Raw genomic sequence first — 25,693 nt, 5'->3', positions numbered from 1 at the left:
GTGCATCGGTATGATGTGTCCAGCCCAGGAAAGTGCGGTACGTCCGTACTTTCTTACCTTGTAGTCGAGGAACACGCAGATTATATGAAGCCGATTTTTAGCAGAGGCCCTTCTCTGCAATTGCGTCTCTTTCTGGCGGTGATTGTGGCGATTGCCATCATCATCGCAGATAGTCGCGTGAGTTCATTTACGCAAATACGCAACTATCTGGACACATCGGTCAGTCCGTTTTACTTCCTGGCCAACGGCCCGCGTCAACTTCTGGATGGCGTGTCAGATACGCTGGCTTCACGCCAGCAGCTTGAGCTGGAAAATAAAGCGTTACGTCGGGAGCTGTTTCTGAAAAACAGCGACCTGCTCATGCTGGGGCAATACAAGCAGGAGAATGCACGCCTGCGCGAATTGCTGGGTTCACCTCTGCGTCAGGACGAGCATAAGATGGTGACCCAGGTGATCTCCACCGGTACCGATCCCTATACCGATCAGGTCGTGATTGATAAAGGCAGCGCCAATGGCGTGTATGAAGGTCAGCCGGTCATCAGTGATAAAGGGGTTGTGGGCCAGGTCATCGCTGTCGGTCAGTTTACCAGTCGCGTTCTGCTCATTTGTGATGCATCACATGCGCTGCCCATTCAGGTGCTGCGTAATGATATTCGTGTCATTGCGGCGGGCAATGGCTGTACGGAAGATTTACAACTGGAACATCTGCCAGGCAATACCGATATTCGCGTGGGCGATGTGTTAGTCACCTCAGGCTTAGGTGGCCGCTTCCCTGAAGGCTATCCTGTCGGTGTCGTGTCCTCGGTAAAAGTGGATACGCAACGCGCTTATACCGTGATTCAGGCACATCCTACTGCGGGTCTGCAACGTCTGCGCTATCTGCTGCTGCTTTGGGGAGCCGATCATAATGGTGATATGCCTATGGCGCCTGATGAAGTGCATCGGGTCGCGAACGAGCGCCTGATGCAAATGATGCCGCAGGTGCTGCCGCCTGCCGGCGAAATGGGGCCGCCTGCGCCCACCACACAGACTACCACACCCGCTTCGGGCAGCAGCGAAAGTCGTTCGCAGGATGCCGCTTCCCGCTCACGCGGAGGCCAGAATTGAGTCGATATCGCAGCCAGGGACGATGGGTGATCTGGCTGTCCTTTCTGATGGCGTTTATTCTGCAAATCATGCCATGGCCGGAACAGATCTATATGTTCCGGCCATCGTGGCTATTGTTGATTCTGGTGTATTGGGTGCTGGCGCTGCCGCATCGCGTGAATGTGGGCAGCGGTTTTCTGCTGGGGGCGATTATGGATTTAATCGCCGGTTCGACGTTGGGCGTTCGCGCACTGGCGCTCAGCATTATCGCCTATCTGGTTGCGTTTAAATTCCAGTTATTCCGTAACTTAGCATTGTGGCAGCAGGCGTTAATGGTTATGGTGCTGTCATTAGCAATGGATGTGATCGTCTTCTGGGCAGAGTTTCTGGTGATCAACGTCTCATTCCGCCCTGAAATTTTCTGGAGCAGTGTTGTCGACGGGATTCTCTGGCCGTGGCTATTCTTATTGATGAGAAAGATCCGCCGTCAGTTCGCTGTTCAATAAGGAAATTTATGGTAACCCTGTATCTGGCCTCCGCGTCTCCCCGCCGACGTGAACTGCTGAGCCAGCTTGGCATCACCTTCGAGCGTCTTGTCACTGATGTTGAAGAGCAACGTCAGCCCGGTGAAACGGCAGAGGGCTATGTTCGACGCCTGGCGCATGACAAAGCTAAAGCGGGCGTCACGCTTGCCCGGCAAGACTTACCGGTGCTGGGTGCCGACACCATCGTGGTGCTCAATGGCGAGGTGCTGGAAAAGCCCCACGATGCCGACCATGCCAGCGCGATGCTCAGTAAACTCTCGGGAAAAACGCATCAGGTCATGACGGCTATCGCGCTGGCCGATCGTCAGCAGGTGCTGGACTGTCTGGTGGTCACCGAGGTGACGTTTCGTAACTTAACCGCACACGACATCAATGAGTACATCGCCACAGGTGAACCTATGGATAAAGCAGGCGCTTACGGTATTCAGGGAAAGGGCGGAAACTTTGTTCGTAAAATCAATGGAAGTTATCACGCAGTCGTCGGATTACCGTTGGTTGAGACCGCGGAACTGATCGACCAGTTCCAGTCACTGCGTGCCGTAAGGGGTTAACATGACGGCAGAACTACTGGTTAACGTTACGCCTGCTGAAACGCGCGTCGCCTACATTGATGGCGGTATCCTGCAGGAAATTCACATTGAGCGCGAAGCCCGGCGGGGCATCGTCGGTAATATTTACAAAGGGCGCGTCAGCCGGGTTTTGCCTGGCATGCAGGCGGCATTTGTGGATATCGGGCTTGATAAAGCGGCCTTCCTGCATGCGTCCGACATCATGCCGCATACAGAATGCGTTGCGGGCGACGAAAAGAAAAATTTCGTGGTACGTGATATCGCGGAGCTGGTGCGTCAGGGACAGGATCTCGTGGTGCAGGTGGTGAAAGATCCCCTTGGCACTAAAGGCGCGCGGCTGACCACAGATATCACGTTGCCCTCGCGCTACCTGGTGTTTATGCCCGGCGCTTCACACGTTGGCGTTTCACAACGCATTGCCAGTGAAAAAGAGCGTGAACGGCTTAAAGCCGTCGTGGCCGACTACTGTGACGACCTGGGCGGTTTCATCATCCGCACCGCCGCGGAAGGCATTGGCGAAGAAGAGCTGGCGCAGGATGCTGCGTTTCTGAAACGGCTCTGGACCAAAGTCAGCGAGCGGAAAAAGCGCAATCAAACCCGTTGCTTACTCTATGGTGAGCTGGCGCTGGCGCAGCGTATTCTGCGCGATTTTGCGGGCGCAGCGCTGGATCGCATTCGTGTCGATTCGCGCCTGACCTGCGATCTCCTCAAGGAATTCACCAGCGAATACATCCCGGAGATGTCCAGCAAGCTCGAGCTTTACAATGGCAAACAGCCCATCTTTGATCTGTTTGATGTTGAGAACGAGATTCAGCGCTCACTGGAACGTAAAGTTGAACTGAAATCTGGCGGATACCTCATCATCGACCAAACTGAAGCGATGACGACAATCGACATCAACACCGGTGCCTTTGTCGGACACCGAAACCTTGATGAAACTATTTTTAACACCAATGTGGAAGCGACACAGGCGATCGCCCGCCAACTGAGGCTACGTAACCTTGGCGGCATCATCATTATCGACTTCATTGATATGAGTAATGAAGATCATCGCCGTCGCGTGCTGCATTCGCTGGAAACCGCACTCAGTAAAGACAGAGTGAAGACGGGCATCAGCGGGTTTTCCGCCTTAGGGCTGGTGGAAATGACGCGCAAGCGTACGCGCGAAAGTATCGAACACGTGCTGTGTGAGGATTGCCCGGTGTGTAAAGGGCGCGGCACACTGAAGACCGTCGAAACGGTGTGCTACGAAATTATGCGTGAAATTGTTCGTGTTCATCATGCTTATGATTCTGACCGTTTCCTGGTCTACGTGTCGCCGACGGTGGGCGAAGCGTTGAAAACGGATGAGTCCCATGCGCTGGCGGAAGTGGAGCTGTTTGTCGGCAAGCAGGTAAAGGTGCATGTTGAAGCGCTCTATACTCAGGAACAGTTCGATGTGGTCATGATGTAGTGCTGGCCGGTCAGGCTCACGATGTCTGGCCGCACATTTTAGGGTAAAATGTGGCCCCATACCGCTTATGTCATAAGACGCCGGGTATGAGCAGCAACCATCCGTCGTTAACGGTAGACAAGGAGAGGTGTGAGTGAGGCAGTTGCCAAGAGTGATGTTACTGCTGCTCGCGACAGTCATTGTGATTGTGGCGCTGCTGGTCAGTGCGCTGCGTCTGGCGATGCCGCACCTCGATAACTATCGTAGTCAGGTCTTAGAGTTTGTTTCTGACGTCAGCGGTGCCAATGTTAACGCCAGCCAGCTGAAGGGCAAGTGGGAAAATTTTGGGCCCACGCTGCAAATCCGTGACCTGAACGTGGACATGAAACAAACGGGGACGCTCTCGATCGCGCGTATTACCGTTGCGCTGGACGTCTGGCAGTCATTGCTCCACTGGCGCTGGCAGTTCCGCGATCTGACTTTCTGGCAGTTGCACTTTAACAGCACTCAGCCTCTCCTGACCAGTGACAACGAGAAGCACAGCTTCAGGCTCACCCAGATCAACGATCTGTTTTTACGCCAGTTCGATCACTTCGATCTGCGCGACAGCACGATTGGTTTTATCACGCCATCCGGTCAGCATGCTGAACTGGCTATTCCTAAACTCACCTGGCTGAACGAACATACGCGACATCGCGCAGAAGGCGAGGTCAGCCTGTCGAGTTTTACCGGACAGCACGGTGTTGTGCAGGTCCGTCTCGACCTGAACGATAACGAAGGCTTACTCAACGACGGTCGCATCTGGATGCAGGCTGATGACGTGGATATGCGCCCCTGGCTGGGCCGCTGGGTACGGGATAACACCCGTCTGGACAGCGCCCGGTTTAGCCTGGCAGCCTGGGTCACTCTGCGTGATGGTGATATCTACGCTGGCGACCTGCTGTTAAGTCAAGGCGGCGCAAGCTGGCAGGGCGAGAGCGGTCCCCATACTCTCAACGTTGATGGTCTGACGGCGCACCTTTCGCGTTACAAAAATGGCTGGGTGGTAACGGTGCCGCAAACCAAACTCAGCACAGACGGTAACGCGTGGCCTGCTGGTCATTTTTCGCTGTTCTGGCAACCGCAGGACGAGCAGATGCTGGGCAGCAACAGCGAGGCCGAAGTCCGCGTTCGTGCGACGCAGTTAGCATTAGATCGCATCGCGCCGCTGGTGCCGCTTTTTGCGCCTCTCTCACCTGCGCTGTTTGATAACTGGCGTGCATTGCGGCCGCGGGGCACGATTGATGGGCTTGCGTTAGATATTCCCTTAGCACAACCCGAGCAGACCCGCTTTCAGGTAAAGTGGCGTGATTTTAGCTGGCAGTACTGGAAGCTGGTTCCCGGCATCAGCCATCTTAATGGTGAGGCGACAGGCAGCCTGAACGATGGGCAAGCCGCAATTGCGATGGGGCAGGCTACGGTGCCTTATGGTGATATGTTCCAGGCACCGCTGGAGATCAAACAGATCACCGGCAACCTTAACTGGACGCAGGATAAGCAGGGGCTGACGCTGGCGGGTCACGACCTTGACATTCAGGCCCGTTCCCTTTGGGCGCACGGCGATTTCCGCTATCAGCAAAACAGTGATGCGCAACCTCAACTGAATATTCTGGCCGGCATTAACGTCACGAACGCTGGTGATGCGTGGCGCTATTTTCCGACACCGATAATGGGCCACTCGCTGACACACTATTTAAGCGGTGCGATTAAAGGCGGCAAGGTCAGTAATGCCACGCTGCTGTTTAACGGTAATCCAGCGCTTTTTCCCTTCCAGCACAACGACGGGATGTTCCAGGTTTGGGTGCCGTTACGCCAGGCAACCTATGCGTTCCAGCCGGGCTGGCCCGATCTCAGCAATCTTGATATCGATCTTAACTTCCTGAATGACGGCCTGTGGATGAATGCGCCACTGGCGAAACTGGGTGAAGTCGATGCCCGCAATGTCAGCGCTGTCATCCCGGATTATCTGAAGGAAAAGCTGATTATTAATGGCGATATCAGCGGTGACGGGCAGCAAATCGGTGAGTACTTCCAGCACACGCCGCTCAAATCGTCGCTGGGAGCGGCACTGGAACAGCTCCAGGTCAAAGGCCTGACCAAAGGTCATCTCAAGCTGGATATTCCATTGAATGGCAAAGATGTTCACGCCAGCGGGGATGTGCAGATGAATAACAACAGCCTGCATATCAAACCCCTGAATACCACAATGACCCATTTGACGGGGCAGTTCCGCTATAACAACGGCAATCTCGAAAGCGATACGCTGCAGGCCAACTGGTTTGGACAGCCGATTGATGTCAGCTTCACCACGCAGGAGAATCCTGACGATTTTGGCGTGAACGTCAAATTACAGGCGGACTGGCAACTGGCAAAAATCAATGATATACCCCGACAGATTAGCAGCCAACTGGCCGGTCATCTTCCGTGGCAAGGTGAGGTAAACGTCACCTTGCCTCACAAGGGCGGTGCACATTATGCCGTGCAACTCAAAGGAGACGGTAAGGAAGTAAGTAGTCGCTTACCTCCGCCACTCGACAAAAAGGCTGGCGAGAGCCTGCCGGTTACCGTTAATGCAAACGGCGACTTAACGCATTTCGATCTGAGCGGCAGCGTTGACGAGCGGCACCGGTTTAACAGCCGCTGGCTGCTGGAGCCCACGCTGCGCGTTGAGCGAGGCATCTGGCTTAACGACACCAAAACCACACCGGCGCTGCCGGATCGTTCAGGCATGGTGCTGAATTTGCCTGCGCTCGATGGCGAAGCCTGGGCGGCACTCCTGATGGCGGGCGAAGGCGGAGCGGCCAGCCCGTCGGGTGAGCATAAGGTGGGCGGGGCAACGTTGCCAGGCAATATTATCTTACGTAGCCCCGCTGTCAGTCTGGCAGGGCAAGAGTGGCATGACGTGGATACCACCGTCACCCAGGAAATGGGCGGTAAAACCCAGGTGAAGGTTAATGCCAAAGAGTTACGTGGCCAGCTTACGACCTCGCCGTCAGCAGCGTGGCAGGTTGCTCTGGATTATCTTTATTACAATCCCGACTGGCAGGGCGCTGACGGAAAAAATACCGCGGCTTCGCCACTGGGGCAAAAAAGCGATCAGATTGACTTTAGCAAGTGGCCTGCGGTGCAGTTTCAGTGTGCAGAATGCTGGCTGATGGGACAAAAATACGGGCGCGTTTCCGCCGGGCTGCAACCTAAAGGAAGTACGTTAGCACTTACTAATGGCTTGGTGGATACAGGCAGTTCGCGTCTGAATATTCAGGGCGAATGGGTTAACCGGCCCAACGACCAGCGTACTTCGCTGAAAGGCACTTTGCAGGGCAGCAACATCAATAACGCAACCAACTGGTTCGGCGTGAATACGCCATTACGCGATGCACCTTTCAAAATTAACTATGACCTGCACTGGCGCGCTGCACCCTGGCAGCCATCAGCGGAAACGCTGAGCGGCACACTGAAAACACACTTTGGTAAAGGCCAGATAACGGATGTGGATACCGGTGCGGCGGGGCAGATTTTGCGCCTGCTCAGTTTTGATGCACTGCTACGTAAACTGCGTTTCGACTTCAGTGATACTTTTAAACAGGGTTTCTATTTCGATTCAATCAATGGTACCGCCTGGATTGAAGATGGCGTCATCCGTACTGATAACCTGTCAGTCGATGGGCTGGAGGCGGATATCGCCATGCAGGGCAATATGGATCTTGTGAAGCGACGGATTGATATGGAAGCCATAGTTACCCCGGAAATTTCCGCCTCCGTTGGTGTCGCCACCGCGTTCGCGATTAACCCGGTCGTCGGGGCCGCGGTATTCGCGGCCAGTAAGGTTCTGGGGCCGCTCTGGAGTAAAATTTCTGTGCTGCGCTATCACATTAGCGGCCCGCTCGATAAGCCCAAAATTGACGAGGTTATGCGTAAGCCACGCGAAACCTATAACAAGTGATATTTGACGGCGTAACATAATTGCCTCAGGCTATGAATATCCGAGCACATATTGAGTGAGAAACGATGACTCTGAATCTGGTAAGTGAGCAGTTGCTAACTGCTAACAACATTAATCAGCAGGACCTTTTTTCCCTGTTAGGGCAGCTTTCAGAACGTCGTCTGGACTATGCCGATCTTTATTTTCAGTCCAGCTTCCATGAATCCTGGGTTCTGGAAGATAAAATCATTAAAGATGGTTCCTACCATATCGATCAGGGCGTGGGTGTCCGCGCCGTCAGCGGCGAAAAAACCGGCTTCGCCTATGCCGATCAGATCACAATGAATGCCCTGCGTCTGTCATCAGAAGCGGCCCGCAGCATCGTACGCGAGCAGGGGAATGGCAAGGCGCACACGCTGTCAGCCGTCGTCAACCGTGCGCTCTATGCGCCTGTCGATCCGCTTGGCAGCCTCAGCCGTGAAGACAAAATCGCCCTGTTACATCGTGTTGACCAGGTTGCGCGGGCTGCGGACCCACGGGTTCAGGAAGTAAATGCCAGCCTGACCGGCGTGTATGAGCAGGTCCTGGTGGCGGCAACCGATGGTACCCTGGCCGCCGATGTGCGCCCACTGGTGCGTCTGTCCATCAGCGTTCAGGTGGAAGATCAGGGCAAGCGCGAACGGGGTACCAGCGGTGGCGGTGCGCGTACTGGTTACGCGTTTTTCCTCGCTGATGAAAATGGCGATGTGCGCGCTGATGCCTGGGCACGCGAAGCGGTACGCATGGCACTGGTCAATCTTTCCGCAGTGGCTGCGCCTGCAGGCGCTTTACCGGTGGTGCTGGGGGCGGGCTGGCCAGGCGTGCTGCTGCATGAAGCGGTAGGTCATGGTCTGGAAGGCGACTTCAATCGCCGTGGAACCTCCGTTTTTAGCGGTAAGATGGGCCAACTGGTGGCGTCTGACCTCTGTACGGTGGTTGATGATGGCACGATCGAGGGATTACGCGGTTCACTGGCTATTGACGATGAAGGCGTACCCGGACAGTACAACGTACTGATTGAAAATGGCGTATTGAAAGGCTACATGCAGGACAAGCTGAATGCCCGGCTGATGGGCGTGAATCCTACCGGAAACGGTCGTCGCGAATCTTATGCGCACCTGCCAATGCCTCGTATGACCAACACCTACATGCTGGCGGGTAAATCGACGCCGCAGGACATTATTGAAAGTGTGGAATACGGGTTGTATGCGCCTAATTTTGGTGGCGGCCAGGTCGATATTACGTCGGGTAAATTTGTGTTCTCCACGTCCGAAGCCTATCTGATTGAGAAAGGCAAAGTCACCAAACCGGTAAAAGGGGCGACATTGATCGGCTCCGGTATTGAGGCAATGCAGCAAATCTCTATGGTTGGCAACGATCTGGCGCTCGATAAAGGCGTTGGCGTGTGCGGTAAAGAAGGCCAGAGTCTGCCGGTTGGCGTGGGCCAGCCTACGCTCAAGCTGGACAAGCTGACTATCGGCGGCACCGCCTGATTAGCCTGACAAACCCGCCTGCTGGCGGGTTTTTTTAGTGCGCTACTATTACATCCTGAAGGCGCCCCATTCAGTAAACGCTGGCGCGATTTTCCTGTCTCTGCCGTAAATGATGCCTGTTTAAAGTCCTGCCCCGCACCTTTGTGATGCCCTGTTCTGCACCTTGCTAAAGGCGAAGGGCTATGTCTTTCGGTGCTGCTTGTACTGCTCGGCAACCTGTTCAAAGTAGTGCGTCAGGTAGTCGATACAGACCTGAACTTTCAGCGGCAGCTTGTCTTTTTCGGTGTATAACGCATAAACCGGACGCGGGTCGGATTGATAGTGTGGGAATAAAATATCGATCTCTCCGCTCTTGATCTCATCTGCCACCCACATCATCGGGACATAGGCGATGCCGTTGCCTGCCTTAAGCCAGCGAATTAACGTCTGGGAGTCATTGGTGACGAAACGCCCCTGAGGTGACAAACGAGTCACAAGGCCTTCGGGTGCAATCAATTCAAAATTGTTGTCGGGGCGAACGCTGTATTCCAGCCAGGCGAATTTTGTAATGTCTGCCGGTTTTTCGGGTGTTCCATGCTGCGCCAGGTAGGATTTAGCGGCACACACCACCATGGGCATTGCCCCCAGCCTGCGTGAAAACAGACTGGAATCTTTCAATGCGCCCACCCGAATAACCACGTCCAGGCCATCGGCGATTAAATCGGGGGCAGGAATGCCGGTGACAAGATTGACACTCAGGCCGGGATAGTCACGCAACATATCACTGGTCATGCCGGCCAGGACGTTCTGCGCCATCGTGGAGGAACTGCCAATCCGTAACACCCCGACAGGCGTATTATTAAACGCATATAACTGCTCATGTACCTGGCTGGCTTCAGCCAGCATGCGGCGGCAACCCTGATAGTAAATTTTCCCCGCTTCGGTCAGGCCGATGCTGCGTGTGCTGCGATTGAGTAACTTAACCTGAAGGGCATCTTCCAGCCTGGCGATTATCTGGCTGATGGATGACACGCTGAGATGAAGCTGTCGTGCGGCCGCCGTGAAAGAACCTAATTCAACCACTTTGGCAAATATCGACATACCTTTAAGTCGTTCCATTGTTTACTCTGGCTAAAAAGTGATTTAGATCACATTCAGTAGAAAACGTATAGTTAAGCGCGTTACTATAAGCGTACCGGGGTATCACCTGGCGACGCTTCATTACCTGAAAACACCCGATGATACGCTATTATTAAGCCAGCCGTAGTTCAGATGTGGCTTAGGGCGCGGGCTTTTGCGTCGATCAAGGCGGTGGACTATCCCGGCCGTGTCGAACTAAGGATTTTTAATGAGTGTACTTCCGGTCTTTGTCATGTTTGGGCTCTCTTTTCCGCCCATTTTTATCGAACTCATCGTTTCACTTATGCTGTTTTGGCTGGTGAAACGCGTGCTGACGCCCAGTGGTATTTACGATCTTGTCTGGCACCCGGCACTCTTCAATACAGCTCTCTACTGCTGTGTATTTTATTTAGTATCCCGTTTATTCGTTTGAGGTTTACGTGAACACGCTTATAAGAAAAATCGCGCGTTACGCGATCACCATCCTGCTGGTCATCATCGCCGTTATCATCATATTCCGTGCCTGGGTGTTCTACACCGAATCGCCCTGGACGCGTGACGCCAGATTTGCAGCCGACGTGGTGGCCATTTCTCCTGATGTCACTGGGTTAATTACGGATGTGCCGGTTCATGACAACCAGCTCGTAAAAAAAGGCGATACGCTGTTTGTTGTCGATCGTCCCCGCTATCAAAAGGCGCTGGATGAAGCCCAGGCGGACGTAGAATATTACCAGGCGCTGGTGAATGAAAAACGCCGTGAGGCCGGACGTCGTAACCAACTCGGCACCTCTGCGATGTCGCGAGAAGCCATCGAGCAATCCAATAACGATTTGCAAACCACAGAACACCAGCTGGCGAAATCTGTTGCGACCCGCGATCTGGCGAAAATTGATCTGGAACGGACCACGATTAAGGCACCGTCAGACGGCTGGGTGACGAACCTGAATGTTTACCAGGGTGAATTCATTACGCGCGGCTCGGTTGCGGTCGCCCTGGTGCAGCAGCACTCCTTTTATGTGCTGGCCTATCTGGAAGAGACCAAACTGCACGGCGTCAGACCGGGCTTTCGGGCAGAGATCACGCCATTGGGCAGCAACATCACCTTACGTGGCACCGTGGACAGCATTGCGGCAGGCGTAACCAACAGCAGCAGCAGTGTTGACAGCAAGGGGATGGCAACCGTTCAGTCTAATCTGGAATGGGTTCGCCTGGCTCAGCGCGTACCGGTCCGCATCCGACTTGATCAGCAGCCTGGTAATCAGTTCCCTGCCGGCACGACGGCGACCGTGGTGATTACTGGCGCGGAGGATCGTCCGCACCAGGCGGTTTCACCCATGATGTCCTTCTTTAACCGCCTGCGTGAGTTTGGTTAAGAGGGCGATATGATCGAATTTCTGCGTTTCCCGATAAAGCTGACCTTTGCGCTGGTGGCAGCGTTGATGATCGGCTTTCATCTCAACCTTGAAACACCGCGCTGGGCAGTGATGACCGCCGGGATTGTTGCAGGGGGAACGGCGTTTGCGGCAGGAGGCGATCCCTACTCTGGCGCATTACGCTATCGCGGTCTTCTGCGTATTATCGGTACTTTAATTGGCTGTGTTGCCGCTCTGGTTATCATGATTGCCACTGTGCGAGCGCCAGTGGTCATGCTGTTGCTGTGCTGTATCTGGGCCGGTTTTTGCGTATGGCTTTCGTCGCTGATTAAAGTCGAAAATTCCTATGCGCTCGGTCTCGCGGGCTATACCGCATTAATTATCGTGGTCACGGCAAACGCCAGCGGCGGCCTTACGCTGGTTCCGCAATATGCGGTGGAACGCTGTAGCGAAATTATCCTGGGCATCCTTTGCGCCATTCTGGCAGATATGATTTTTTCCCCGCGCTCCATTAAAAAAGTGATTGATGCCGAGGTGACGTCGCTGCTGGTGGCCCATTACCGGTTGCTGCAACTGTGTGTGGCGCATCAGGACAAAGAGGAAGTCGATAAAGCCTGGAGTGCGCTGGTACGACGCACAACGGCGCTGAGCAGTATGCGTAGCCAGTTAATGATGGAGTCGTCACGCTGGCAAAATACCAGCCGCCGTCTGCAGATGCTAAACACGCTATCGCTGACGCTGATTACACAGGCGGCGGAAACGTTTTTGATTCAGAACTCACGTCCTGAGTACATTCCCACGCAGTATCGCGTGCTGACGGAAAAAGAGGCCACGACGCCAGAAGATGTGCATAAACGTCTGAAAACGATGCGGCGACTCATGGCAGCCAGCAGTAAAACCGTGCCGGAAACGTTGGGGAGTTGGATGAGTGCCGCAACGGAATACCAGCTGTTGATTCATGGTGTGAAGAGCAATAGTCGTATTACCGATCTGGAAGCGCGCATTCTCCAGCGAGAAGTCGTGATTCAGGCGCGTTCGGCAGAAACCCACCATGCGATGATAAATGGTATTCGTACGTTTGTGGCGACGGCACTGGGCTCATTATTCTGGCTCTATACCGGCTGGACTTCAGGTAGTGGCTGTATGGTCATGCTTGGCGTGATTACCGCCCTGGCGATGCGCATGCCTAATCCGCTCATGATGGCGAAAGACTTCGTTTATGGCATGACGGTCGCGATACCGCTGGGGGCGCTTTATTTTATGTACATCTTGCCCAATACGCAGCAAAGCGCTCTGCTGCTGTGCATTGCCATCGGTTTACTGGGCTTTATTTCAGGCATTCTCATTCAACGCCGCCAGATTGGTACGCTGGGCGCGATGGCCGGTACGATTAACGTCCTGGTGCTGGATAATCCGATGCAGTTCAACTTTACGGTTTTTATCGATAACGCACTGGGGCAGTGGATCGGGAGTTTTCTTGCCTTAATGGTGATTCTGCTGATCCGTGATAAATCGAAAGCGCGAACAGGACGTAAATTGCTTAACCGCTTTATGTATGCTGCGGTGTCGGCAATGACAACCAATAAGGCGCGCCGGCGTGAAAACCATTTGCCAGCATTGTACCAGCAGCTCTTCTTATTGCTTAACCTGTTTCCCGGCGACATCGACAAATACCGCATCGCCCTGACGTTAATCATTGGACATCAACGATTGCGTGCGGCAGACGTGCCGATTAATGCGGAGCTTTCCGCCTTCCACCGCCAGTTACGGCACACGGCCGATCGTATCATTGCCGTCCGTAGTGATGAGAAGCGCCGTTATTATTTCCAACGCTTGCTGCGCGAGCTGGATGTCTATCAGGAAAAGCTGGCCCTTTATGATGCACCGGACAGTGTTACCGAGCCGGTGAAACGGCTGTCTGAGATGCTTTCAAAGTATCAAAATACGCTCGTCCAAATCTGAATTTGGGCCGTCAGCCATGCTGGCGGCCCTTTCACTTTCCTTCCTTCCCCGACCTGTCATTTTTGCCATCTATACTTTCCTGAAGTAAAAACAAACTGACAGGAGTAACGCAGATGCCTTCTTCACTGCAAGACAGCGAACTGTTCCAGACCGGCTATTTAGTCAACGGGCAGTGGCTGAGGACGACGTCGACTTTTGACGTAACCAATCCTGCAACGGGGGACGTTGTTGCTCAGGTGGCGAAAGCCGGTAAAAAGGAAACCGAAGACGCGATTAAGGCTGCACAAGATGCCTTTCCCGCCTGGCGGGCGCAGACGGCTAAAGCGCGTTCAGCGCTGCTTTACCGCTGGTATACGTTAATCATTGAAAACAAACGCTGGCTTGCTGAGCTCATGACAACGGAGCAGGGCAAACCGCTTAAAGAAGCGGAAGGCGAGGTTGAGTACGCCGCCAGTTTCATCCAGTGGTTTGCCGAGCAGGCCAAACGAGCCAACGGTGAAATCATTCCGCCTGCTAAAGCGGGGTCGCGTATCCTGGCCACGCGGGAACCCGTTGGTGTTGTAGCGGCGATCACCCCGTGGAACTTCCCGATGGCCATGTTGACCCGTAAGTTAGGTCCGGCGTTAGCAGCAGGATGTACAGGGATCATCAAGCCTGCCAACAATACGCCGCTTTCTGCGTTTGCCTTGCTGGCTTTGGCAAAGAAAGCCGGTATCCCGGACGGCGTGCTTAACGGCGTGGCAGGGGATACGCATGCTATCAGCGATGCGATTATGGCGAGCAACGCCGTACGTAAAATCTCGTTCACCGGTTCGACGGCGGTGGGCAAAACGTTGATGCGCAATGCGGCCGAGACCATGAAAAAAGTGTCGATGGAGTTGGGGGGCAACGCGCCCTATATCGTGTTTGAGGATGCAGATATTGATGCTGCCGTTCAGGGCGCTATTGCCAATAAATTCCGTAACGCGGGCCAGGTGTGCGTCAGCGTAAACCGTTTTTTTGTTCATAATGCGATCTATGAGCGTTTCACAACGCAACTGGCAGATGAGGTCAATAAACTCAAAGTGGGTAACGGTATGGACAGCGGCGTCATTGTCGGACCGTTAATTGAGCGTTCGGCGTTAGAAAAAGTGGAAGAACATGTTAACGATGCGGTTGCCCAGGGTGGCAAGGTGCTCGCGGGCGGTAAGCGACATGCGCTGGGCGGCAATTTCTGGCAGCCTACGGTCATCGTCGATGCGCATGAAGGCATGAAGCTGGCTCAGGAAGAAACATTTGGCCCGGTTGCGGCGTGCTTCCGGTTTGATGATGAAGACGAGGTTATTCGTCGGGCGAACCAAACCGAATACGGGCTGGCGGCGTATTTTTATACGCAGAATCTGCAACGCGTCTTCCGCGTTTCCTCGGCGCTGGAAAGTGGGATGATAGGCATCAATGAGTGTGCTGTCTCGACAGAGCTGGCCCCCTTCGGCGGTGTGAAAGCGTCGGGACTGGGCCGGGAAGGATCGGTGCTGGGAATGGAAGAGTACCTTGAGGTCAAAGCGCTGCACCTTGGCGGTTTAAGTTAAACGGCTATCTGGGCGGCACCGGGCCGCCCAGCGACGAATAACAGGAGTCACCTGTATGAGAGTCGAGCGTTTTGATTTTAATGAGATTGTCGATCAGGCCCATTTCTTCCGGCAATTCTGTGAACGCTTTTCCCTGAAAGCGCGCTATATCTGCGATTTGGATGGATTGTGGGACGTGATTGTCTGCAGAGGGCTACCTTTGCCCATCAAAATAGAGTTTGTGAACCTGGGGCAGGGACAGAAGCGGCGCTACGGTGCCTTGATTCTGCTGTTCGACGAGGCGGAGGAGGAACTGGAAGGGCAACTGCAGTTTAACGTGCTCTCATCTTCAACACGCTAAGGTCGGCTGGGATCATCAGGCTTAATGCCTTGTCCGCGTAAGTAAACATTATTTCTCGAGCATCCTCGCAACGTTACCACTTGCTGACGCCTCGCTTTTTCTGGCCGTGATACTCTGCCCGCCAATCATCAGGACAGGTCACATGAAAAGTAAAAGAGGCACGCCCACGCCACATGATGCGACTTTCCGGCAATTTTTGTCCCAGCCTACGATTGCCCGTGATTTTATGGAACTACACCTTCCCGCTGCGCTGCTCGCCCTGTGCGATCTGAATACATTAAAACTGGAATCGGGTGCTTTTGTGGAGGAGGATCTGCGGCAATATTTCAGCGATGTGCTGTATAGCATGAAAACTACAAGCAGAGAGAATGGCTACATCCATGTCTTAATCGAACACCAGTCATCACCGGATAAGCACATGGCATTCAGACTGATGCGCTATGCCATTGCGGCAATGCAGCGGCATCTTGACGCAGGGAACAAACGGCTACCGTTAGTCATCCCGGTTCTGTTCTATAGCGGCAAACGTAGCCCGTATCCTTACAGTACCCGCTGGCTTGATGAGTTTGCAATGCCCGTGCTCGCCAGTGAACTGTATGGCAACGCTTTTCCGCTGGTGGACGTGACGGTTATTCCGGATGAGGACATTATCGGTCACCGCAGCATGGCGGCTTTAACATTGCTGCAAAAGCATATACATCAAAGAGAGTTGACAGAACTCATTGATAAGCTGGCTCCCGTCTTACTGGCTGGATATCTCTCTTCATCGCAAGTGATATCGTTGGTACACTATCTCTTGGAGGCAGGCGAAACAGCCGACGCCGACATTTTCGTCAGGACGTTGGCACAGCGAGTACCGCAACATGAGGATGCATTGATGACTATTGCACAGCAGCTTGAGCAGAAAGGCATTGAAAAGGGCATTCAGCTCGGTGAGCAACGTGGTCTGGAGAAAGGACGCAGCGAGGGAGAGCGTGCGGCCGCGCTGAAGATCGCACGCACGATGCTGCAAAATGGTTTGCATCCCCGAGTTGTCGCCGAGATGACAGCACTCTCTGATGACGACTTAGCGCAACTCTGTCATTAAATACGCCACCCCATTTCGCGTCAGAGCACCTCATGCGAAAGCCAGTTCCTTTCTTTTAACGTGCCTGAGTGTTGTGCCGCTGGCGCGATCATTAGCCGACGTCCGTTTTGCTGCGCCTTATGGCTGTCAGGTTCTGCCTCGCCGTTTCAGACAGAAAAAAGCCCCGGCGACCGGGGCTAAAGGGTTCGTCATGAACAGACGAGGAACTATTTATAAAGCTGTGCGGTGAGGTGATAGCTGTCACCGGTATTAGCTTCAATGATTTTGTACGCGCTTGCGCCTTGCTCATCAGCTTTTTGAGACAGCTGAGCACGATAATCAATCGGAGAGCCTGCTACACCGCTGATGCTTACGGTTCCGGCAGGTTGTAAGTTCTGTGCTTGTTCGGCGGTCACCAGCTGTGCAGCGGAAGCGCCGAATGTCATAGCAGAAAGAAGACTTACTGTTGCGATGGTTGCTTTGATGTTCATGTTTATTTCCTCATAACTGTCAACAACCTACGGAGTCAAAACACAGAGCGGGTTGTCGATTAATTTCAGATGCGGCACGATTGCCGTCGATGTATTACTTATAAAGTTCAGCGGTAACGTGGAACGTATCGTCGCGATTATTTTCAATGACGCGATAGTGACCCGCACCCTGGGCATCTGCCTTTTGAGACAGAACCTGGCGAACATTCGTCTGATCGCCGTCGATGCCGCTGACGGTGATGGTTTGATTCAGGGGCTGCAGGTTCATCTCCTGCGCCTGTTGATTTGTTACCGGGCTGGCGGCATGGGCACCAAAGGACAGGAGCGAAGCCAAACTCAGGGCGGCAAAGGTTAATGTGGTTTTCATTACTCTTCTCCAGCAATGTTAATTAACCAGTGAGCATGTGGTCTCATCTGGTTACCTGTCAGTTCAAACGCTTTTATTTGTACAACTCAGCGGTGGCGTGATAGTTGCCATCGTTGTAAGCCTCAATAACACGAAAAGCTTTAGCGCCGTGTTGATCCGCTTTCTCACCCAGTTGCTGTCTGATATCTGATGGCGCACCGGCGACACCACTAACGCTCACAGTGCCGACAGAGTGCAGATTCTGAGCACCCGCAGCAGAAACATATTCAGCTGCAGATGCACCAAATGACAGGGCAGAGAGAATGCTTAAAGCAGCGATGGTAGTTTTAATTTTCATGAAAGATGTCCTCGTCGTGGCTGTTCTTCTTTTTTATTAGTGTGATTCACATCACGAAAGTAAGTATAGGACTAATAACGGCGGAAATTAATATCTGCCTAATAATGTTTTGTAGTCATACTTTAACCTTATGGGATTTTTTTATAACTAAACGTTATTAAAAGCGGTTAAAAAACGGCCTTTGGCAGGTAATTACTTATAAAAACAGTAAGATGCGCAACTTTAACTTTTGGTGCGGAAATTTATGGTCGATCAGACTGCTTGTGAACATAACCTCAAAGGATAGCACCATCGATGCGGTTCAGAGCAGTGTAAAATAGCGTGGAAAAGTAGTCAGGATAAAGGGTATGACCAATAGTACAAGGTAAATAGCGGCAATGAGATAGGCTCAACTCGTTGATAATAGAGCGTTTAAACAGAAGAGAACACAACGAGGGACGCGCTGCAGATCAACCGGCAGATGCGCTGCCGGTCAGAGATAAAGGCTAAAGTTCTTGTTCAAACAATACCAGAATAGCATCGTGCAGTTGCCTGACAGTAAAGGCGCGTGCTGGCGTGATAAAAATGGTGTCGTCTCCTGCAATCGTGCCCAGGATGCCTTCGGACTTACCTAATGAGTCAAGTAAACGTGCAATTAACTGTGCGGCACCCGGGCTGGTATGAATCACGACCAGAGCATCGTTATAGTCAATATCAAGCACCAGATTCTTCAGAGGACTGGTGGTAGTCGGCACGCCCAGTTCCGCAGGTAAACAGTAAACCATTTCCATTTTGGCATTGCGGGTGCGCACCGCGCCAAATTTCGTCAGCATACGAGAAACTTTTGACTGATTAATGTTCTCGAAGCCGTCTTCCTGAAGCGCCTGAACAATCTCGCCCTGAGAGCTGAATTTTTCTTCTTTTAATAATGCCTTGAAGGCTTTAATCAGATCGTCTTGTTTCGATGGGTTTCGCATAATTTACCAGTATACGTAAGACAAACCGCGAACCAGGCCGCAGCAAAGACATTATTATGCATATAAATGAATTTTTATGCAATCGGTTGTTAATTGTACTGCGAGGTCATCATCGCGGGCGGCGATAATAGCAAAGAATCTCCTCAGACCAAAACCCAGCTCACAGCCTGAAAAGGCAAAGGTTGCAAAGGTGTTATATTATTGATGAGGTAAGAAAATAAAAATGTATATTGCCGATCTCTGTCTGCGGATAACACGGTTACCGGTTCACAGGTATAGTGTTGACTACCTGGGCTGTAGTCAGTGAGAGTGATACCTTTATCACTGATTACTGAAGTAAGCCTGAACCGATAATTGCCTGACTCGCTTCTGATAACTGGCAAGAAAGAGACAGAAGATGATGTGTGGATTTCTTTATCCGGTGCCCCTGTGTTGAAGTCTGTTTATCAGGCACCGGACAAACGTCATCCACTGAGCCGTTGGTTACGCTCTGATACAGATGGAATATCGGATCTTCTCTGCCCCACCTTAATAAGGAGTTATGAATGAAAGTTGCCGTTCTCGGTGCCGCGGGTGGCATAGGCCAGGCGCTCGCACTTCTACTCAAAACCCAGCTTCCAGCAGGTTCAGAACTGTCTCTTTACGATATCGCGCCTGTCACGCCGGGCGTGGCAGTAGATCTCAGCCATATTCCCACCGCAGTAAAGGTGCAGGGGTTCAGCGGTGAGGATGCCAAACCAGCCCTGAAAGGGGCCGACGTTGTGCTTATTTCCGCGGGTGTGGCACGCAAACCGGGCATGGATCGTGCGGATCTCTTTAATGTTAACGCCGGCATCGTCAGCAACCTGATCGAGCAGGTGGCGACTACCGCCCCTAAGGCGCTGATTGGTGTCATTACCAACCCTGTTAATACGACCGTGGCGATTGCGGCGGAAGTGCTCAAAAAACACGGCGTCTACGATAAGAATCGTCTGTTCGGTGTCACTACGCTGGACATCATCCGTGCAAACACCTTCGTTGCGGAGCTTAAAGGTAAACAACCTGGCGAAGTTGAAGTGCCTGTCGTCGGTGGGCATTCCGGTGTGACCATCCTGCCATTGTTGTCTCAGGTGCCGGGCGTCAGCTTCAGTGAGCAGGAAGTGGCTGACCTGACCAAACGTATCCAGAATGCGGGTACTGAGGTCGTTGAGGCCAAGGCCGGTGGCGGCTCTGCTACATTGTCTATGGGCCAGGCAGCTGCCCGTTTTGGATTATCGCTGGTGCGTGCATTGAATGGCGAAGCGAACGTAGTGGAATGTGCTTATGTTGAAGGTGAAGGAAAGTATGCCCGCTTCTTCTCTCAACCGCTGCTGCTGGGCAAGAATGGGGTTGCTGAGCGCAAGCCCATCGGCGCATTAAGTCCGTTTGAACAGCAGGCACTGGAAGGCATGCTTGAAACGCTGAAAAAAGATATCGCGCAGGGCGAAGCCTTTGTGAAGCAATAAAGCGTTTCAGACAACATAACGCCCGGTTCGACCGGGCGTTTTTTATTGCGTTCTGATACCTAACCTGAACAAGATTACGCGCTGTCTCGCTGCGCACCAATCCGCTCTTAACCGGCCCGTTACGGCAATTTTTATTCTCAGAGCCCACCTGAGCGGAACGTTCGGGTGGTCGATGCGCTATTACCTGTCGGCGTTTTTCGGCTCAGCGCTTCTACACGCATCTGGAACGGCGGGAACGGCATTTCAATGCCATGCTCTGCAAAGCCATGTAAAATAAGCTGATGCAGTTCATGGCGAAGCGGCATTCGATGGCCCATTTCCGCCGCATGCACGCGCAGTTCAAACAACTGAATTCCCTGCTGTAAATCCACCAGGAACACTTCAGGTGGCGGTGTATCCAGCACATAGCTGCAGCGCTCTGCCGCCTGTTTAAGCAGGGTAGTGACTTCTTCACTGCTAACGGTTGCGGGGGCAGGGATGGTCAGCACCACACGCGTGACGGAATCGGAAAGCGACCAGTTAACAAACTGCTCAGTAATGAACGCCTTATTGGGCACGATAATCTCTTTGCGATCCCAGTCAGTGATCGTGGTTGCGCGGGTATTGATGCGCGTAATGCTGCCGGTAAGGTCGCGGATGGTCACGGTATCACCGATACGAATCGGTTTTTCAAACAGGATAATCAGGCCGGAAATAAAGTTCGCGAAAATCTCCTGCAGACCAAATCCCAGCCCGACGCCCAGACCGGTAACCAGCCATTGTAGTTTTGACCACTCAATGCCAATGAGTGAGAAGCCCAGCAAGCCACCGATCAGCAACAGCACATATTTTGTCAGCGTGGTGATGGCATAACCGGTGCCCGGTGACAAATCAAGATGCTGCAGTAACGCAAGCTCAAGCAGAGCCGGCATATTGCGCACCAGTTGTGTGGTAATCACGAATACCAGAATGGCAATCAGGACGGCACCCAGCGTAATAGGTTGAATGCTTTCGACGCCCTGAACGGAGGTATTCACGTCCCACAGACGAATATTTTCAAGGAAACCAAATGCAGAGTGGATTTCTGACCACAGGACGATGACCGATACCAGCGCGATAAGTGTCAAAATGGAGCGTACCAGACGCAGCGACTGGGCACTGATGGCGTCCAGGTCGATAACAGGCTCTTCAATTTCAATTACGTCAGTATTTTGTGCGGCCTGATCTTTCTCCTCTTCGTTGCGCGCACGGTTGGCGAGCATATCGGCACGGCGTTGGCGTGCGCGATCAAAGCCCAGCCTGCGTCGCTGAATCAGCATCCAGCGGCGAATGATGTGGTAAATCACCAGCAGGAAAAACCAGATCGCCACAGAGGTTTCCAGACGGGCGAGCAGCGCCTGCGCGGTTTCAAGATAGCCCGTCATTGACGCAAGGGCGGCTACCAGTGGAATAGCGATCATTAGATTCCACAGCAGGCGGTTAATCATATTCTCGCCGCTGCCCTCTTTATCGAGATAAAGCGGTATGCCTGCACGCTTCAGGCTTACCGTCACAATACTGAGCGCGCCACAGATCAAAATAAAGCACAGCCGCCCCAGGGTGGCGGAGAACAGGCGATCGTCAAGGTTATCGAAGGTAATCAGCAACATGATCAGCGGCACGATCAGGCCAATACTCAACGAGTAATAGCGCATCGCGCGTGCAACACGCACCTGAGGCCAGCGGAAATGCACGATGAACAGGCCGTTCGGGCGCGCAAACTGTGCGCTGACCATAAAGATCCACAGCAAAGGTAAGGTGGCGGTGATGCCGTCGCCTATCGCCACGGCGACAGGATAGGGCCAGGCATTTTGCAGGCCGTATCCCAGCGTAGCCCAGAGTACCGGCAGCGGCAGCGCCACCAGAATCGACCAGAACACGGTACGGATTGTCAGGCGAAAACGATCCTGCGTCACCTTACCGACTTTACTGGCTGAGCGTTCAAGAAAAGCATTGAAGTGACGACGGGTACTGAGACTGAAGCCGACCAGCAGCACCGCACCGAGAATAGGTAATACAGTGCTGCGGCTGGTAAACATCATGGCCAGCGCTTTACCGAGCTGCCCCAGTGTGTCCAGCGTCAGCAGGTGAGACAGGCCGTTAGCCACATCAAGGGGATAACTCAACGAAATCGGGCTGACATCGGCCGTCCAGAACAGGTAGCGGTGCGTCGCGTCTTTAACTTCGGTTAGCGCATCCTGTAGCTGCGTGTTCGCCACTTTCAGCTTGGTGATTTCCAGAATCAGCGTATCGCAGCCCGAAATCAACGAGTTAAGCAGTTCGCGTTGCGTTTTAAGCTGCGCATCCAGAATCCGCTTTTGTTCGCTGGTAAAAGGCTGTCCGTCGGGCTGATGGGCCTTACGCAATACGTTTTGCTGTTCGAGCAAATCCTCATAATGCAGTCGCTGAACACGAAGCTGGGCCATCTCATTGTCGATCTGCTGAGACTTCGGCATGTCAGGTAATCGTGCGACCTGCGCGCGAAGAGCATCACCGAGAAGACTGGATGCGCCCAGCCATTGAGATTGTTCCCGTAACGTGGACAGTGCCTGGCGGACCTGAATGATTTGATTGGTAGCGAGGCGTTGTTGTGAGGCCACCAGGTCCATTCGCTGCGCCTGCTGATTTAGTGCGCCAGATAACTCACGGTTAACGTGAAATTGTTTACTGATCGCTGGCGGCAGATCACCGCTGTTTTCCGCCAGCTGTTCTGTCCGGGCCAGTGCAGTTTCTGCCTCGCGCTGACGTTGCTCATTAAGTTGATTACGCAGCGCCTGGAGATAATTATCGAGCTGGGTGACCTTACGCTGGTGGACTTCGGCGCGCATGCGCGCCAGTTCCTGACGGTTATTTGCCGACAGCTGCGCCAGCTCAAACTCATCCACCCGGGCCTTATTCGCGGCATTTTCTGCCTGACGGGCCATCAGCTGTGCCTGGCCGGCTGGCGTGGCAGGGCTGCCCGCGCTCTGCAGACGTCGCTCGCTCTCCGTCAGCGCCCGACGTGCTTCCGTTTGCTGCTGCGGCAGTTGTGACAGGGAATCGCTGATCTCGCGGGCCCGATCCTGCTCCTGTTGAGCCTGGCGTCCTTCCTCAATCAGCTGACTGCTGATTTGCAGAATCTCTTGTTCCAGCTCGGCACTGCTCATTGTGCTGCGTACCGTCTTCACACTGTCGTTGAGTGAGGCGATTTGCTGTCTCAGCTCGCGTGCCAGACGCGGAAAATCATCAATGACCTGTTGATACTGCTGCGCGCGCTCAACGGCATCATCACGTTCAGAAAGGGCCGCCAGTGCAGCTTCAAGCGACTGAATCTGATCGGTTTGCGAAGTGGCGTTTTTAGCGGACTTGACTTCTTCCAGCTGTTGTCTGAGCTGGCTGGCATCTGGCAGGCTGGCGGCAAACGTAGTACTGCTGAGCCCCAGGCTCAGCAGCAAACAGAGGAACGCGCGTACGAACACAGGGCTTACTCTTATTCGACAGCGTCAGACGGTGCGGTGGCCAGAGGCAGGGCGACCGCCATAGGTTGTCCCATCCGGACTTTGCTTTCGGCCTCAAGGCTTTCTGCCAGCCTGACACGGCCAGGCGCAAACAGGTTAATCACGGTCGAGCCCAGCTTGAAGCGGCCCATTTCCTGGCCTTTAAGCAGAACAACGGCACCGTCGTGGTCGGCGGCCGGATAGTGCCAGCGTTTGATAATGCCTTCGCGTGGTGGCGTGACCGTGCCAGCCCAAACGGTTTCAATGCTCCCGACGATAGTCGCGCCCACCAGGATCTGTACCATCGGTCCCATATCGGTCTCGAAGTAACAAATGATCCGTTCGTTACGGGCAAACAGGTTAGGGATGTTGCGTGCGGTCAGAGGATTCACTGAGTAAAGATCGCCTGGCACGTAAATCATTTCACGCAGGATGCCGTTGCACGGCATATGGACGCGGTGATAATCACGCGGTGCCAGATACGTCGTGATAAATTCACCCTCACGAAACAACGCGGCCAGTTGCTCGTTCCCTGCCAGCAGCGCGTCGATCGTATAGTAGTGGCCTTTTGCCTGGAAAATCTGGTCGCCTTCGATATGTCCAAGTTGACTGATGGCACCGTCCGCAGGCAGCGCGATCAGGCTCGCATCCGGATCCACAGGGCGCGCCTCATCCTTTAACGGGCGGACGAAGAAATCGTTGAAGGTGCGGTAACTGGCGGTATCCGGTTTACGTGCTTCAGTCATATCGACTTTGTAAAACCAGACGAAGCCGTCAATCACCAGCTTTGTCAGCCAGCCGCCGCGACGGCTTGCGCCCCAGCCAGCAAGTTCAGTCAGCCATTTTTTGGGGAGAATGTGGTTCAAGCCAAGTTTAAAACGATCAAACACCCTAGCCTCCTGGCTATCTTTTATAACATTGACAAAATGGGGGCGGATTGTAGCAGCGCCCCGGTCAGATGGCGACTACGCTGTTACTGGCCTTAATCTTCACTCTCAGCAAAGTTTTTCCGGACTTTCACCTGCGCCATACTGTCCAGAATGCGGTGATAGTTGTCAAAGCGGGATGCGTCGATTTTTCCTTGCTCAACGGCTTCACGGATGGCACAGCCAGGGTCCGAGCCATGTTTGCAGTCACGGAACTTGCATTCGCCTAAAAACTCACGGAATTCGACAAATCCCCGGGTGATTTGTTCCGGCTCCAGATGCCATAAACCGAACTCACGAACGCCGGGCGAATCGATCACATCGCCGCCGTCGGGGAAATGATAAAGCCGGGATGCTGTCGTCGTATGCTGACCCAGACCCGACACGTCGGACACGTCATTGGTCAGAATGGCCGTATCTTGCTGTTGATCAAAGCCGAGCAGGGCATTCAACAGGCTCGACTTGCCGACGCCGGACTGTCCCGCAAAGATACTTATCCGGTCAATCAATGCCGCCTGCAATTCACTCAGACCGGCTTTCTCATGGCTGGAGACCATTAAGACCCGATAACCAATCTTGCGATAGATCGCCATTTGCTCATCGACAAACGCGCGGGCTTTATCATCCAGCAGGTCGATTTTATTGAGCACCAGCAGCGGCTCGATATCCAGCGTTTCACTGGCGACCAGATAGCGGTCAATTATGTTCAGGGAGAGCTCGGGCAAAATGGCCGACACGATAATAATCTGATCGATGTTCGCGGCAATAGGTTTAACGCCGTCGTAAAAATCAGGACGTGTCAGTACGCTGGTGCGCTCATGCACCGCTTCAACAATGCCTTTGCCGCCGTTGAGGGCAGGGCGCCAGACCACACGATCGCCCGTCACCAGTGAACGAATCGTCCTGCGAATATTGCAGCGATGCGTAATGCCCGCACTGTCTTCGACATCGGCATGCATGCCAAATCGGCTGACCACAATGCCCTCAGCATCTTCACCAAATAAATTATCGTCCGCTTCCGGGCGCGTTTTGCGCTGATTTAAACGACGATCGTGGTTAGCGCTTACGCGGCGTTGTTGACCTTTCGACAGTTTATTTTTACTCAC

The 25,693-nt window shown here is 53.4% G+C and carries 21 protein-coding genes; 13 read left to right on the top strand and 8 right to left on the bottom strand.

Translation table 11 applies throughout. The features are described 5' to 3' along the window. Window positions 1-84 precede the first annotated feature (84 nt). The 6 genes from mreC to tldD all read left to right on the top strand — a co-directional run bounded on the left by mreC (window position 85) and on the right by tldD (window position 9,125). Window positions 85-1,107 carry a rod shape-determining protein MreC gene (gene mreC, locus RAC90_RS17040; RefSeq protein WP_006120977.1) on the top strand — a complete coding sequence of 341 codons (1,023 nt, stop codon included), beginning with the start codon at window positions 85-87 and terminating at the stop codon, window positions 1,105-1,107. Continuing rightward, window positions 1,104-1,592: a rod shape-determining protein MreD gene (mreD, locus tag RAC90_RS17035; protein ID WP_006120976.1), complete on the top strand. Its 489-nt coding sequence runs from the start codon at window positions 1,104-1,106 to the stop codon at window positions 1,590-1,592. The genes mreC and mreD overlap by 4 nt, the downstream gene beginning before the upstream one ends. Before the next feature lie 8 nt (window positions 1,593-1,600). Beyond that, window positions 1,601-2,182 carry a nucleoside triphosphate pyrophosphatase gene (locus tag RAC90_RS17030; RefSeq protein ID WP_058702694.1) on the top strand — a complete coding sequence of 194 codons (582 nt, stop codon included), beginning with the start codon at window positions 1,601-1,603 and terminating at the stop codon, window positions 2,180-2,182. A gap of 1 nt (window position 2,183) precedes the next feature. After that, the gene (gene rng / locus RAC90_RS17025; RefSeq protein WP_033740062.1) at window positions 2,184-3,653 is read left to right on the top strand and encodes a ribonuclease G; all 1,470 of its coding nucleotides are present in this window, start codon (window positions 2,184-2,186) and stop codon (window positions 3,651-3,653) included. 133 nt (window positions 3,654-3,786) lie between these two features. After that, window positions 3,787-7,614, top strand: coding sequence for an AsmA2 domain-containing protein YhdP (gene yhdP, locus RAC90_RS17020; RefSeq protein ID WP_205957042.1), 3,828 nt, complete (start codon window positions 3,787-3,789; stop codon window positions 7,612-7,614). A 65-nt stretch (window positions 7,615-7,679) separates the two neighbouring features. Next, window positions 7,680-9,125, top strand: coding sequence for a metalloprotease TldD (gene tldD / locus RAC90_RS17015; RefSeq protein ID WP_006120972.1), 1,446 nt, complete (start codon window positions 7,680-7,682; stop codon window positions 9,123-9,125). 180 nt (window positions 9,126-9,305) lie between these two features. Here tldD and aaeR read toward each other — a convergent pair whose 3' ends face one another. Then, window positions 9,306-10,223 (bottom strand): HTH-type transcriptional activator AaeR, encoded by a 918-nt coding sequence (gene aaeR / locus RAC90_RS17010; protein WP_006120971.1) that lies wholly within the window; start codon window positions 10,221-10,223, stop codon window positions 9,306-9,308. 229 nt (window positions 10,224-10,452) lie between these two features. Between aaeR and aaeX the strand changes: the two genes are divergently transcribed. The 6 genes from aaeX (at window position 10,453) to RAC90_RS16980 (ending at window position 16,553) form a co-directional block, all read left to right on the top strand. After that, window positions 10,453-10,656 carry a p-hydroxybenzoic acid efflux pump operon protein AaeX gene (gene aaeX / locus RAC90_RS17005; RefSeq protein WP_006120970.1) on the top strand — a complete coding sequence of 68 codons (204 nt, stop codon included), beginning with the start codon at window positions 10,453-10,455 and terminating at the stop codon, window positions 10,654-10,656. A gap of 7 nt (window positions 10,657-10,663) precedes the next feature. Then, complete coding sequence (gene aaeA, locus RAC90_RS17000) at window positions 10,664-11,596, top strand: p-hydroxybenzoic acid efflux pump subunit AaeA (RefSeq protein ID WP_033740058.1); 933 nt, start codon at window positions 10,664-10,666, stop codon at window positions 11,594-11,596. Window positions 11,597-11,605: 9 nt separating this feature from the next. Continuing rightward, window positions 11,606-13,558, top strand: a complete 1,953-nt coding sequence (aaeB, locus tag RAC90_RS16995; protein ID WP_039341742.1) for a p-hydroxybenzoic acid efflux pump subunit AaeB — start codon at window positions 11,606-11,608, stop codon at window positions 13,556-13,558. A 113-nt stretch (window positions 13,559-13,671) separates the two neighbouring features. Then, on the top strand, window positions 13,672-15,126 hold the full coding sequence (locus RAC90_RS16990; protein ID WP_039341745.1) for an NAD-dependent succinate-semialdehyde dehydrogenase: 1,455 nt from the start codon (window positions 13,672-13,674) through the stop codon (window positions 15,124-15,126). A 55-nt stretch (window positions 15,127-15,181) separates the two neighbouring features. After that, entirely contained in the window at window positions 15,182-15,466 is a 285-nt protein-coding gene (locus RAC90_RS16985; RefSeq protein WP_033740055.1) for a hypothetical protein, read from the top strand. 142 nt (window positions 15,467-15,608) lie between these two features. Beyond that, window positions 15,609-16,553: an Rpn family recombination-promoting nuclease/putative transposase gene (locus tag RAC90_RS16980; protein ID WP_375124567.1), complete on the top strand. Its 945-nt coding sequence runs from the start codon at window positions 15,609-15,611 to the stop codon at window positions 16,551-16,553. A 206-nt stretch (window positions 16,554-16,759) separates the two neighbouring features. Here RAC90_RS16980 and yhcN (RAC90_RS16975) read toward each other — a convergent pair whose 3' ends face one another. The 4 genes from yhcN (RAC90_RS16975) to argR form a co-directional block, all read right to left on the bottom strand. Continuing rightward, a complete protein-coding gene (gene yhcN, locus RAC90_RS16975; protein WP_006120965.1) occupies window positions 16,760-17,023 on the bottom strand; it encodes a peroxide/acid stress response protein YhcN in 264 nt (87 codons plus the stop codon). A gap of 94 nt (window positions 17,024-17,117) precedes the next feature. Beyond that, a complete protein-coding gene (locus RAC90_RS16970) occupies window positions 17,118-17,390 on the bottom strand; it encodes a YdgH/BhsA/McbA-like domain containing protein (protein WP_006120964.1) in 273 nt (90 codons plus the stop codon). Between the two features lie 73 nt (window positions 17,391-17,463). After that, the gene (gene yhcN, locus RAC90_RS16965) at window positions 17,464-17,727 is read right to left on the bottom strand and encodes a peroxide/acid stress response protein YhcN (RefSeq protein WP_375124566.1); all 264 of its coding nucleotides are present in this window, start codon (window positions 17,725-17,727) and stop codon (window positions 17,464-17,466) included. A gap of 485 nt (window positions 17,728-18,212) precedes the next feature. Beyond that, a complete protein-coding gene (gene argR, locus RAC90_RS16960; protein ID WP_006120962.1) occupies window positions 18,213-18,683 on the bottom strand; it encodes a transcriptional regulator ArgR in 471 nt (156 codons plus the stop codon). Between the two features lie 545 nt (window positions 18,684-19,228). Between argR and mdh the strand changes: the two genes are divergently transcribed. Further along, window positions 19,229-20,167 carry a malate dehydrogenase gene (gene mdh, locus RAC90_RS16955; protein WP_006120961.1) on the top strand — a complete coding sequence of 313 codons (939 nt, stop codon included), beginning with the start codon at window positions 19,229-19,231 and terminating at the stop codon, window positions 20,165-20,167. Window positions 20,168-20,304: 137 nt separating this feature from the next. On the opposite strand, the gene mscM is transcribed toward mdh, so the two are convergent. The 3 genes from mscM to rsgA all read right to left on the bottom strand — a co-directional run bounded on the left by mscM (window position 20,305) and on the right by rsgA (window position 25,693). Then, window positions 20,305-23,643: a miniconductance mechanosensitive channel MscM gene (gene mscM / locus RAC90_RS16950; protein ID WP_006120960.1), complete on the bottom strand. Its 3,339-nt coding sequence runs from the start codon at window positions 23,641-23,643 to the stop codon at window positions 20,305-20,307. A gap of 11 nt (window positions 23,644-23,654) precedes the next feature. Continuing rightward, window positions 23,655-24,551 carry an archaetidylserine decarboxylase gene (asd, locus tag RAC90_RS16945; RefSeq protein WP_375124565.1) on the bottom strand — a complete coding sequence of 299 codons (897 nt, stop codon included), beginning with the start codon at window positions 24,549-24,551 and terminating at the stop codon, window positions 23,655-23,657. A 92-nt stretch (window positions 24,552-24,643) separates the two neighbouring features. Then, window positions 24,644-25,693: a small ribosomal subunit biogenesis GTPase RsgA gene (rsgA, locus tag RAC90_RS16940; protein WP_054633010.1), complete on the bottom strand. Its 1,050-nt coding sequence runs from the start codon at window positions 25,691-25,693 to the stop codon at window positions 24,644-24,646.

The organism is Pantoea sp. CS_6 (genome assembly GCF_041954745.1).
Lineage (GTDB): Bacteria > Pseudomonadota > Gammaproteobacteria > Enterobacterales > Enterobacteriaceae > Pantoea > Pantoea stewartii.
The sequence above is the reverse complement of the archived record's forward strand: the minus strand, read 5'-3'. Positions and strand labels throughout refer to the sequence as shown.